The organism is Streptomyces sp. SolWspMP-5a-2 (genome assembly GCF_900091845.1).
Taxonomy (GTDB): domain Bacteria; phylum Actinomycetota; class Actinomycetes; order Streptomycetales; family Streptomycetaceae; genus Streptomyces; species Streptomyces doudnae.
In genome coordinates this window covers 1-11797 of sequence record NZ_FMCI01000058.1, presented here as the reverse complement: position 1 = coordinate 11797, position 11797 = coordinate 1, and the positions used below count along the sequence as shown (strand labels likewise).

The window sequence follows — 11797 nt, the reverse complement described above, 5'->3', positions numbered from 1 at the left end:
TCGCGGCGGCGGTCCTGGTGCTCTGCCCGGCGCTGGTGAGCGCGGGGGTGGCGGTCACCGGGTCGCCGCCCCTGCGGCTCGCGGTCACCGGGGTGCGGCGGGACGGCGCGCACGCGGTCGCCCGGCTGACCCTGCGGGTCACCAACTCCGGTACCAGCAAGCTGACTCCGCACTACATGCTGACCACGAGCCAGGGCATGTCCAGGTTCTGGTCGGTGGTGCGGGGCCCGGCGACGGTACCCGCGCACGGCACGGTGACGGTGGCCGTCCGGCCGCCCGACGGGCGCTTCGACCTGCCGACCCGAGCGGGGACCCGGGTCAGACTGCGCGTCTTCACCCCGGCGCCGCAGACCCTGACCAGCACGTACCTGCGGCTCGACGCCTCCGACCCGTCCGCGACCGGCTGACGTGACGGCGACCGGCGGATGCGCGGGCGGGGCACCGGACCCGGCCCGGGACGCGACCGGTTCCGGCCCACCCGTCCGCGAACTCCGCCTGCCCGCGCCTCCGTTGGGCGGCGAGGGCGACCTCCCCGACCTCTCCCCCGTCCTGCGGGTCATGCGGATCTGGACGAGCGGACGCCCGCCCGCTCCCCGGCCCCGCACGGAGACGGAGGAGCGGACCCCCGGCTGACACCCGCCCCCCAGGGCCGGTCCGGGTGCCGGGGCGCGGGCGGGACCCGGCCGGCGTCAGCGGCGTCCCGCCCTGCTCGACGAAGGGGCCTACCGGAAGCCCTGCACCTCAGACCACGAACGCGGGGAAGCGTTCGCCCACTGGCTGCACTGGCACAACCGGGCTCACCTGGACGGCGGAGCAGGGGCGCGGGTCCCTCTGCGTAGCATGGGCGCGTGACAGCCCGCACGCAGCCGACCCCCGCGATGCCGCCCGCCGTGCGCTGGCGGTGGGCGCTGGTGCTCGCGCTGCTGGCCGGGCTGTTCGCGATGCACGCGCTGGCTCCCGGGGGCGGCGGCGCCCACCCCACGTCCACCGCCGTCCCCTCGCACACCGCCATGAGCGCTGCGGCCCACGGGGGCTGCGCGGACGCCGGGCAGCGCGACGGCGGGCACGTCCGGCACGCCGATCAGATGTGCGCGTCGGGCGCGGTGGGCGGGGGTCCCGCACTGCCCGCCCTCACGGCCGACCCGTCGACCGGCGTCGCCCCCGCGGGTGACGTGCGGGGTTGCCCGGCGGCGGCACCGGACGGCGCCCGCGCGCCACCGTCCCTCGCCGCACTCCAACTGCTGCGGATATAGGCCCCCTTCAGCACCGCGCCGCCCGTCCGGCTCTCCGGCCTCTCCGGCTCCCGGCTCTCCGGCGGCGTACCGGTGCACCCGTGCCGTGATCCCGCACGTCCTCCGCGTCCGCGTGCACCGCGTTCGCGCCCACAGCAACGGAGTTCAGCATGCGCACCATCCGACACCTCGTCCAGGGCGGTTCCCCGAGCGGCGTCCGGCGCGCCGTCCTTCCGGCGGTCCTCGCCGCCACCGCCGTCCTCTCCCTGGCCGCCTGCGGAGGCGACGGCCAGGGTGCCGACCGCACCGGCCACGGCGCGACGGCGTCCGCGTCCGCCACCGCCGCCACCCACAACGCGCAGGACGTCGCCTTCGCGCAGGGCATGGTGCCGCACCACCGGCAGGCCCTGGAGATGGCGCGGCTGGCCGCCGACCGGGCCTCGTCCGCGCGGGTGCGGGAGATCGCGGCGCGGATCGAGAAGGCCCAGGACCCGGAGATCGGCACCCTGTCCGGCTGGCTGCGGGCCTGGGGCGAGGACGTTCCCGGGTCCGGCGCGGCGCAGCACATGGGCCACACGTCGATGCCCGGCATGATGGGCGGTGAGGACATGACGTCACTGGGGGACGCGTCGGGGACGGACTTCGACACCCGGTTCCTGACCATGATGGTCGCGCACCACGAGGGCGCCGTCGCGATGGCCTCGGCGGAGCGGGTGAAGGGCGCCTACCCCCCGGCCACCGCGCTGGCCGGTGACATCGCCGACGCACAGCGGGCCGAGATCACCGAGATGAAGCGGCTGCTCGGCTCGGAGTAGGACGCGCGCGGGCGGGGCCGGTGCTGCTGACCCGGCCCCGCCCGCGCCGCCGCCGGGTCAGCCGTTGACGGAGTAGGAGTGGGCCCCGGTGCCCGCGAGTCCGCCGCCGTCCACGATCAGGTACTCGTCGCGGATCGGGCGGCCCGCGAAGAAGGACTCCAGGATCTCCCGCGTCCCGGCCGCGTAACGGGCCTGCGCGGAGAGGGAGGAGCCGGAGACGTGCGGGGTCATGCCGTGGTGCGGCATGGTCCGCCAGGGGTGGTCGGCGGGAGCGGGCTGCGGGTACCAGACGTCCCCCGCGTATCCCGCCAACCGGCCGCTGCGCAGGGCCCGTTCGACGGCGTCGCGGTCGGCGATGCGGGCGCGCGCGGTGTTGATGAGGTAGGCGCCGCGCTTCATGGTGGAGAGCAGCTCGTCGCCGAAGAGGCCCTCGGTCTCCGGGTGCAGGGGCGCGTTCACGGTGACGACGTCGCAGTGCGGGACCATCGCGGCGGCGCTCTCGTGGAAGGTGAGGCCCAACTCCTCCTCCACCGCGCGCGGCAGCCGGTGCCGGTCGGTGTAGTGCAGCGTCACGTCGAAGGGCGCGAGGCGGCGCAGCACGGCGAGGCCGATGCGTCCGGCGGCGACCGTGCCGACGTGCATGCCCTCCAGGTCGTACGAACGGGCCACGCAGTCCGCGATGTTCCAGCCGCCGTCCAGGACGACCCGGTGCGAGGGAAGGTAGTTGCGCACCAGGGAGAGGGTCATCATCACCACGTGCTCGGCGACGCTGACGCTGTTGGAGTACGTCACCTCGGCGACCGTCACGCCGTGCGCGACCGCCGCGTCGAGGTCGACGTGGTCGGAGCCGATGCCCGCGGTGACGGCGAGCTTCAGCCGGGTCGCGGCGGCGATCCGCTCGGGGGTGAGGTAGGCGGGCCAGAAGGGCTGCGAGACGACGACGTCCGCGTCGGGCAGTTCGCGGTCGAAGACGGAGTCGGGTCCTTCCTTGTCGGAGGTGACGACGAGGGTGTGGCCCGCCTTCTCCAGCCAGGCGCGCAGGCCGAGTTCGCCGGAGACGCTGCCGAGCAGGTGACCGGGGGTGAAGTCGAGCGCCTCGGGGCTCGGGGTGGTCTGGCCGCCGGGGTACCGGTCGATGACGGGGATGTCGTCGCGGGCGTACTCGGTGGGGAATCCGTCGGTGGGGTCGTCGTACAGGACGCAGAGCACCTTGGCCATGACACGGCTCCTCGGCTGGCGTGTAGGTGACGTGCCGTTCAGCGTCGCGGGGGTGTCCGGCCGCGGTCAAAACGTTCCTGGTTATGCCGGGATAGCCCGCGGCTATCGGCCGACGTCGGGGAGGTAGGTGCGCAGCAGCGTGTCCAGGGCGTCGCGCACCCCCGCCTCCCTGGCCACCGCGAGGAAGGCCCCGGCGAGGACCGGGACGGGTTCGCCGCGGGCGACGACCAGTCCGACGCGCGGGCCGTGCGCGGGGCCGTCGAGGGGGACGACCCGCATGCCGTCGGGCACCCCGAACAGCAGGAGCCAGGCGTGCGAGATGACGCTCGACCAGCGTCCGCCGGGCAGGTGCGCGTACAGGCCCGCGACGCTGTCGGACTCGATCGCGGGCCGGGCGGTGGCACCGTCGGCGGCGAAGCACTCGTCCATGATGCGGCGGTTGCGCATCCGCGGGTTGAGCAGGCACAGCGGCAGCGCGGCGGCCTCCGACCAGCGGGCCCGCGCGACCCCGGCGAGGGGCCCGTCGACCGGGGTGAGCAGCACGTACCGCTCCTCGTAGAGCGGGAAGCGGCGGGCCTGGCGCGGGGTGTCGTCGTCGAGGTAGGTCATCGCGACGTCGAGTGCGAACTCGGTCAGTCCGTGGGTGAGGTCGACGGTGGAGAGGGAGACGACGCTGACACCGGCGCGCGGATGGCGGTCGCAGAACGGGGTGGTGAGGAGGGTCGCCGCGGGCAGCGCGGTGAGCACGACCCCGAGCCGCAGGGTGCCGGTGAGGCCGCCCCGCAGCGCCGCCAACTCCTGTTGCAGGGAGTCGCGTTCGGCGATGATGCGGTGCGCCCACGCGAGGACGACCTCGCCCTCCGGGGTGAGGCCCTCGTACCGGTTGCCGCGCCGCACGATCGGCACCCGCAGCTCGTGCTCCAGCCGGCGGACCGCGGCGGACAGGGACGGCTGGGAGACGTGGCAGGCCGCGGCGGCGCGGGCGAAGTGCCGTTCCCTGGCGAGCGCGACGAGGTATTCCAACTGGCGCAGGAGCATGCGCGGCCTCCGCTCACGAGGGGTCAGGGTGTGGTGCCGCTCCCATGGTCGGGGCGGCACAGCAGCGCGGCCCAGAGGTCGAGACGGTCCGGGAGCCGGGAGAGGTCGCGGCCGGTGAGGCGCTCGATGCGGCCGACCCGGTAGTGCACGGTGTTGACGTGCAGGTGGAGGGCCTCCGCGGTGCGGGCCCAGGAGCCGTCGTGGGCGAGGAAGACCTCCAGCGTCTCCAGCAGGGCCGCGGTGGAGGCGCTGCTCGGGCGCAGCAGGGGGCCGAGCACGGTACTGCTGTAGATGGCGCGCACCTCGGCGGGTATCCCGGTGAGCAGCGCGCCGAGGCCGTCGAGCCCGGTGGAGTCGGCGACGGCGGAGACGCCGGGCGAGGTGGTCCGGGCGGACGCGAGCGCCCAACGCGCCTCGGCCAGCGCCCCACTGAGCCCCCGAGCCCCGACCCCCGGGCCCGGCCCCCGCGCCTCGACCCCCCGTGCCGGTCCCCGCGCCTGCGCGACCCCACCGTCCGAACCGGAACCACCACCCCGACCGGAGCCCCCGCCCCGCTCGGTCCCACTGGTCCCACCCGCCCTACCCGGCCCACCGGTCTCGGCCGTCGTCCTACCGGACCGCCCACCAGTCCCGTCAGCCCCACCGGCCCCACCGGCCCCACCAGTCCCGACCGTCGGCGCTGGCGCCGGTCCCGGTCCCGCTCCCGTGCTCGGTCCGGTGCCCGTGCCCGCGTGCACCGGGGTGTCCGGGGCGCACGCCGTCACCAGGGACCAGGTTCCGGCGAGGTCGGTCGCGGGTTCGGCCGGGACCAGCGCGAAGGCCTGGCCGTCGGGGAGGCGGCCGACCGCCGAGGGACCCGGGAGGTGGGCCGCCGCCTCGGTCAGCGCGGCCTCGGCCTGCCCCTCGTGGCGGGCCTCGGCCACCAGCACCCGGTGCGGCCCCTCCGGCAGGAGCCCGCACGCGCGCAGGGCGGCCTCGACCGCGCCCCGGTCGGGGTCGGGGACGGCGAGCAGGGCGCCGAGTTCGTCGGCGGCCTGGTGCTCGGCGGCCCGCCGTCTGGCCGCCGACTCCTGGCAGCGGCCGAGCACCGCGGCGATCTCCTGCACCATGCGCGGCGGCACCGCCGTGACGTCGGGCAGGTGCAGGTGCCAGCGCTCGTACGGCGACACCGCCTCCGCCTCGACCGGCACCGCCCCCGCCTCGACCAGTGCGGCGGCCTCCCGGGCCGGGAGCGCGGGCGCGTCAGGGGTCGCCGCGACGGTGCGGCCGGACGGCGTGAGCACGTAGGCGGTCGTGCGGTCGAGGTGGGCGAGGGCGGCGGCGAGCAGGGCGTCGGGGCCCGCGTCCCGGGCCAGCAGCCTGCTCAGCCGTCCGCGTGCCTGCTCGGGCAGCGCGTGGTGGCGGCTCAACTCGCCCCACTGGCGCAGGTACACGGTGTCGGTGATGGCGCGGAACAGCACATGGGCGGGGACGGCGGCCAGCGGCACCCGGTGCCGTTCGCAGGCCGCGACGAGGTCGGCGGGGACGGTGCCGTGGGTCTCCTCCCCGGCGAGCAGCACGGCGGCCCCGGCGTCCCGCAGCGCGGCGACGAACCGTTCCGCGCGCTCGGCGCCGTCCTCCCGGCGCCACCACACGAGCCCGCTGAGCACCGCCTCGCCGGGCCGCACGAACCGGGACGGGTCCTCCAGGTCGGTGACGGTCACCCCGCTGATCTCCCGCCGCAGCACGGTGCTGTCGGCCCACAGCAGGCGCAGGCCCAGGGAGTCGTCCCCCAGGAGGTGTTCGACGTGCATGTGCTCAGACTCCTCGCGCCGCCCTCGCATTCACCAGGTGAACGTGGGTTTCAGCATCGTAAATGCAAGGGCATCGTGGGGGAACATCTCTTGGTGGATCCTCCAGCGCGGGCGCTTCCCGCGCCGTGCATTCCGTGCACGGCACCAGTCGTCCGGGACGGGTGCGCGTTGCTTCACTGTCGGTCATGGACCTGAACACGGTGGAGGAGATCCGGGACGCGCGGGTACCGGCGCCCTGGCGGCCCGGCGACGCCTGGCTGGGCGGCGGCACGTTCCTGTTCTCGGAGCCGCAGCCGCACCTGCGCCGCCTGGTGGACCTGAGCCGCACCGGCTGGACGCCCGCGCGGACGCGCCGGGACGGCTCGCTCGAACTGGCCGCCACCTGCACGATCGCCACGCTCTCGCGGTTCGCGAAGGAGCTGGACGTCCCGGCCACGCCGCTCTTCGAGCAGTGCTGCCGGGCCTTCCTCGCCTCGTTCAAGATCTGGAACATGGCCACGGTCGGCGGCAACCTGTGCAACGCCCTGCCCGCGGGCCCGATGATCTCGCTGACCGCCGCCCTGGACGGCACCTGTCTGCTCCTCGCCCAGGACGGGACGCGGCGCCGGGTGCCGGTCACCGGCTTCGTGACCGGCACGGGCCGCAAGGACCTGGCCGAGGGCGAGCTGCTGCGCTCGGTGACCCTGCCGTCCCGCGCGCTGGGCTGCCGCACCGCGTTCCGGCAGACGTCGCTGTACGGCCTCGGCCGCTCCGCGGTGCTGGTGATCGGCACCGCCGACCCCGTCGACGGCTCGGTGGCGGTCACGGTGACGGCGTCCACCGTCCGGCCGGTGCGGCTGCGGTTCGCGTCGGCGCCGACGGCGGGCGCGCTCAGAGACGCGCTGGGGGCGGCGGTCGCCGACGACGTGTGGTGGGACGACATCCACGGACTCCCCGCGTGGCGACGGCACATGACGTTCCGTCTGGCGGAGGAGATCAGGCGCGAGTTGGCGGAGGGGGCGCGATGAGGGTCGAGGTCAACGGGCGGTCCTTCGAGGAGGAGCCGCGGGCCGGGCAGTGCCTGCGCACCTATCTGCGCGAACGCGGCTGGTTCGGGGTGAAGAAGGGCTGCGACGCGGGCGACTGCGGGGCCTGCACGGTCCACGTGGACGGCGAGCCGGTGCACAGCTGCCTCTATCCGGCGTTCCGCGCCGACGGCCGCGCGGTCACCACCGTGGAGGGGCTGGCCGCGCCGGACGGTGAACTCCACCCGGTGCAGCGGAGGTTCCTCGACGCGCAGGGCTTCCAGTGCGGGTTCTGCACCGCCGGGTTCCTGATGACCACCGCCGCCCTCGACGAGGAGCAACTGGCCGACCTGCCGCGGGCGTTCAAGGGGAACCTGTGCCGGTGCACGGGCTACCGGGCGATCGAGGACGCGGTGCGCGGCGTCACCCATGTCGAGGCGCCCCGCGCGGGCGAGTCGGTGGGCCGCAACCTGCCCGCCCCCGCGGGCCCACAGGTCGTCACCGGCACCGCCCGCTACACCTTCGACATCGAGGTGCCCGGCCTGCTGCACATGAAGCTGCTGCGCTCCCCGCACGCGCACGCCAAAATCGTCGCGATCGACACGTCGGCGGCGCTGCGGGTGCCCGGCGTGCACGCGGTGCTCACCCACCGGGACGCCCCCGCCCGGCACTTCTCCACCGCCCGCCACGAGCACCCGACGGAGGACCCGGACGACACCCGGGTCCTGGACGACACGGTCCGCCACGTCGGCCAGCGGGTCGCGGCGGTCGTCGCCGACAGCGAGGCCGCCGCCGAGGAGGGCTGCCGACGGGTCGAGGTGACGTACGAGGTGCTGCCCGCCGTCCTCGACCCGGAGGAGGCGATGCGTCCGGGCGCCCCGGTGGTGCACGACAAGGACGCGGCGACCGCCCGGATCTCCCGGCCCCGGGAGAACGTGGTGGGCGAGGCGCACGGCGAGATCGGCGACGTCGAGGCCGGGTTCGCCGAGGCCGACGCGGTGTACGAGGGCCGCTACCGCACCCAGCGGGTGCAGCACGCGAGCCTGGAGACGCACGGCGCGGTGGCCTGGCTCGACGACGGCGGACGGCTCGTGGTCCGCTCCAGCACCCAGACGCCGTTCCTCACCCGCCGCGCCCTGTGCGCCCTGTACGACCTGCCCATGGAGGGCGTGCGGGTACTGGCGGGCCGGGTCGGCGGCGGCTTCGGCGGCAAGCAGGAGATGCTCGTCGAGGACGTCGTGGCGCTCGCCGTGCTGCGGCTGCGGCGGCCGGTGAAGCTGGAGTACACCCGGGCCGAGCAGTTCCACGGGGCGACCACCAGGCACCCGTTCACCATCGACGTCAAGGCGGGCGCCCGGCGCGACGGCACCCTGACCGCGCTGCGGCTGCGCGTCGTCTCGGACACCGGCGCGTACGGCAACCACGGGCCCGCCGTGATGTTCCACAGCGTCGGCGAGTCCATGGCCGTCTACCGGGCCCCGCACAAGAAGGTCGACGCGTACGCGGTCTACACGCACACCGTTCCGTCGGGCGCCTTCCGCGGGTACGGGCTCGGCCAGGTGATGTTCGCCGTCGAGTCGGCGCTGGACGAGCTGGGCCGCCGACTCGGCCTGGATCCCCTGGAGTTCAAGGCCCGCAACATCATCGGTCCCGGCGAGGCGATGGTCACGCCCGGCGGTGCGGAGGAGGACCTGTACATCGCCAGCTACGGCCTCGACCAGTGTCTCGCGGTGGTGCGCGGGGCGCGCGCCGCACCGCGCCCGCGGGCCCCCGAGGGGTGGCTGGTGGGCGAGGGGACCGCGCTCGCGATGATCGCGACCGGCCCGCCCGGCGGCCACATCGCCGACGCCCGCGCCGCGCTGCTCGCCGACGGCACCTTCGATCTCGCCGTCGGCACCGCGGAGTTCGGCAACGGCACCACGACCGTGCACCGGCAGATCGCGGCGGCCGAGCTGGCCACCACCGTCGAGCGGATCACCGTCCGCCAGTCCGACACCGACGTCGTACGGCACGACACCGGCGCCTTCGCCTCCACCGGCACCGTCGTCGCGGGCAAGGCCACCCTGCGCGCCTCCCGCGCCCTCGCCGACCAGCTCCTGGACTTCGCCGCCGCCCACCTCGACGCCCCGCGCGCCGGGTGCCGGCTGGCCGAGGAGGCGGTCCTGCACCCCGGCGGACGGCTCCCGCTGAAGGAGCTGTACGAGGCGGCCCGCGCGGTCGGCCTCGCGTGCGCGGCCGACGGCCGGTTCGGCGGCACCCCGCGCTCGGTCGCCTTCAACGCGCAGTGGTTCCTGCTGGCCGTGGACCCCGGAACCGGCGAGATCCGCGTCCTGCGCAGCGTGCACGCGGCCGACGCGGGCACCGTGATGAACCCGATGCAGTGCCGGGGCCAGATCGAGGGCGGGGTGGCCCAGGCGCTGGGCGCGACCCTCTTCGAGAACGTGCGGATCGACGCGCGGGGCGCGGTGGAGACGGCCGCCTTCCGGCGCTACCGGCTCCCCCAGTACGCGGACGTGCCGCGCACCGAGGTGCACTTCACGCAGACCGCCGACGCGATCGGACCGCTGGGCGCCAAGTCCATGAGCGAGAGCCCGTTCAACCCGGTGGCGCCCGCGTTCGCCAACGCGCTGCGGGACGCGACCGGGGTCCGCTTCACCGAGGTGCCGCTCACCCGGGACCGGGTGTGGCTGGGACTGCGCTCCAGCGGTAGCCACCGTCCACCCGGATCGCCGTGATGCCGCTGATGTAGCGGGCCCCGCAGCGGTCCTGCGGCAGCACGAGCTGGGGTCCCGCGCCGTCCAGCGGGGTGTCGTCGATCCGGGTGGCGAGCAGCACGGGCGCGTGCGCGAAGTCGGGGTCGATCTCGGCCCAGGACAGCAGCGCGTGGTGCCCGTCGGTGCCGGTGACGGCGATCAGGAAGCGCAGCCGGTCCTTGCGCCTGGCGGGGTCGAAGCCGGGCCGGGCGTCGGCGAGCACGTCGTGCAGCAGGGGCCCGCTGAAGCGGTGGCGGCGCGGGCCGCTGGTGGCGCACTCGAAGGTGGCCCGCACCCGGTGCTGCGGCCAGCGGAGCAGGTCGGGCACGGTCAGCCGGGCGGGCCGCGCGAGGTCCCCGGTCAGTTCGAGCCGGGCGAGCGGCCGGATCAGCGACTGGCTCACGGGCCATCACCTCCCGCATGACGGTACCCGCGCCGCCGAGGCGCACAAACGCGGATGCGGACACGAACGGCCGCTTCCGCACGCCGATGCGAGGCATATCGGCCATCACACCTCGCATTCGCCACGTCCGGGACCGCCGGTCGGGCCGGGTCAGGGGACGCCGAGTTCGAAGAGGACGTAGCCCGCGTAGGAGCCGGACGCGACGGCGGCGAGGGTCAGCAGCGCCAGCCGCAGCGCCGTCGGGAGGCGGCTGAGCGCCACGGCGACCGGCACGAACAGCGGGAAGGCGGGCAGCAGATAGCGGGAGACGTTGCCGAAGATCTGCTGGCTGCCGAGGACGAGCAGCAGCGTCAGGACGGTGTGCGTGACGAGCACGGCGGGCGGCCGCAGCCGGAGCAGCAGCGGGAGGAGGACGAGCGCGAGCAGGACGACGCCGACGCCGACGACGTCCGCGAGGGGCCACGCGTAGGGGTAGTCGAAGTGGCCCACGGGGACGGACGTGAACACGGTGGCGGTGTGCCGTCCGAAGTCGAACTCGTGCTGCCAGGCGCCCGATTGGAGCGCGAAGTACCCGCCGGGTTCACCGGTGCGCAGGCCGACCCAGCCGAGGTAGCCGAGCAGCCCGAGCGGCGCGACGCCCACGGCGACGAGCGGCCGCACGACACCGGCCAGGACACGGTCGCCGTCCGGGACCCGCTCCCCGGCCCGCGCGCGGACACCGTCCGGTGCGTGGTCGGCGGCCGGGAATCTGCCGCCGTCCGGCCATCGGCAGACCTGCCGCGCCCCTCGGCCGTCCCACGAGCCACCGCCGTCCCGGAACCGGCCACCGCACCGGGGACGGTCACCGCGCCAGAGACGACCGCCGCCCCACCGTCGCCCGCTCCCCCGGGGACGGCCGGACCGGTGGGTGCGCGCGACCGCGAGGAGCGCGGCGACGGTCACGGCCGCGATCAGGGTGACGGACGTCGGCCGGTTGAGGCCCGCCGCGCAGGTCAGGAACCCGGCGGTGAGCCAGTTGCGGGCGAGGACGGCGTGGCAGGCCCAGGCGGTGAGCGCCACGTACAGGGAGTCGGAGTAGACGGCCCATTCGACGCCGGAGCCGGGCCACACCGCCCACAGCCCGGCCGCGACCAGCCCGGCCCGGTGGCCCCAGAGCCCGGCGGTCACCCGGTGGATGCCGAGGGCGGCGGCGAAGGAGGCGACGACCGACACCAGCAGACCCGCGCCGTACGGACCGAGGCCCGTGACCTCGGAGACCAGCCTCATCAGCGCCGGGTAGAGCGGGAAGAACGCGGCCGAGTTGCCCTGCAGGGTGAGCGGTCCCGTGGCGTCCGGGATCGGGATCAGCGCGGGGTGGTAGCCGTGGACGGCGATCTGCTGGTACCACCAGCCGTCCCAACTGCTCAGCACGTCCCAGGCGTGGGCGCCGCCGCCGAAGCGCGGGTTCTTGCGGCGGAAGTCCCCGGTGGAGTCGAGCAGGTGCAGGAAGACGAGGAAGCCGACGAGTTTGAGGCCGCCGTAGAGCGCGAGGACGGGGCCCC

General features: G+C 75.3%; 8 protein-coding genes and 2 pseudogenes. 5 read left to right on the top strand and 5 right to left on the bottom strand.

The window, feature by feature from the left end; translation table 11 throughout:
- The 3 genes and pseudogenes from GA0115242_RS40600 to GA0115242_RS05735 form a co-directional block, all read left to right on the top strand.
- Window positions 1-407 (top strand): annotated as a pseudogene (locus tag GA0115242_RS40600) (hypothetical protein); the annotation flags it as partial.
- Between the two features lie 441 nt (window positions 408-848).
- Window positions 849-1253 (top strand): DUF6153 family protein, encoded by a 405-nt coding sequence (locus tag GA0115242_RS05740; RefSeq protein ID WP_256089375.1) that lies wholly within the window; start codon window positions 849-851, stop codon window positions 1251-1253.
- Window positions 1254-1402: 149 nt separating this feature from the next.
- The gene (locus tag GA0115242_RS05735; RefSeq protein WP_093825178.1) at window positions 1403-2047 is read left to right on the top strand and encodes a DUF305 domain-containing protein; all 645 of its coding nucleotides are present in this window, start codon (window positions 1403-1405) and stop codon (window positions 2045-2047) included.
- 57 nt (window positions 2048-2104) lie between these two features.
- Here the strand turns inward: GA0115242_RS05735 and GA0115242_RS05730 are convergent, their stop codons facing one another.
- From GA0115242_RS05730 to GA0115242_RS41475, 3 genes are all read right to left on the bottom strand, one after another.
- Window positions 2105-3265: an NAD-dependent formate dehydrogenase gene (locus GA0115242_RS05730; RefSeq protein ID WP_093825176.1), complete on the bottom strand. Its 1161-nt coding sequence runs from the start codon at window positions 3263-3265 to the stop codon at window positions 2105-2107.
- A 102-nt stretch (window positions 3266-3367) separates the two neighbouring features.
- A complete protein-coding gene (locus GA0115242_RS05725; RefSeq protein WP_093825174.1) occupies window positions 3368-4303 on the bottom strand; it encodes a LysR family transcriptional regulator in 936 nt (311 codons plus the stop codon).
- A 23-nt stretch (window positions 4304-4326) separates the two neighbouring features.
- Window positions 4327-6096: a PucR family transcriptional regulator gene (locus GA0115242_RS41475; RefSeq protein WP_237548891.1), complete on the bottom strand. Its 1770-nt coding sequence runs from the start codon at window positions 6094-6096 to the stop codon at window positions 4327-4329.
- A gap of 185 nt (window positions 6097-6281) precedes the next feature.
- Here GA0115242_RS41475 and GA0115242_RS05715 point away from each other — a divergent pair, with 185 nt between their 5' ends.
- Together GA0115242_RS05715 and GA0115242_RS05710 are read left to right on the top strand one after the other, a co-directional pair.
- Window positions 6282-7103 carry an FAD binding domain-containing protein gene (locus GA0115242_RS05715; RefSeq protein ID WP_093825172.1) on the top strand — a complete coding sequence of 274 codons (822 nt, stop codon included), beginning with the start codon at window positions 6282-6284 and terminating at the stop codon, window positions 7101-7103.
- Window positions 7100-9835, top strand: a complete 2736-nt coding sequence (locus GA0115242_RS05710) for a molybdopterin-dependent oxidoreductase (RefSeq protein WP_093825170.1) — start codon at window positions 7100-7102, stop codon at window positions 9833-9835. Before GA0115242_RS05715 ends, GA0115242_RS05710 begins: the two co-directional genes overlap by 4 nt.
- Here GA0115242_RS05710 and GA0115242_RS05705 read toward each other — a convergent pair.
- Together GA0115242_RS05705 and GA0115242_RS41470 are read right to left on the bottom strand one after the other, a co-directional pair.
- Window positions 9768-10256 carry a molybdopterin-dependent oxidoreductase gene (locus GA0115242_RS05705; RefSeq protein ID WP_093825167.1) on the bottom strand — a complete coding sequence of 163 codons (489 nt, stop codon included), beginning with the start codon at window positions 10254-10256 and terminating at the stop codon, window positions 9768-9770. The two genes, GA0115242_RS05710 and GA0115242_RS05705, sit on opposite strands and share 68 nt — an antisense overlap.
- 150 nt (window positions 10257-10406) lie before the next feature.
- Window positions 10407-11797, bottom strand: a pseudogene (locus tag GA0115242_RS41470) (glycosyltransferase family 39 protein); the annotation flags it as partial.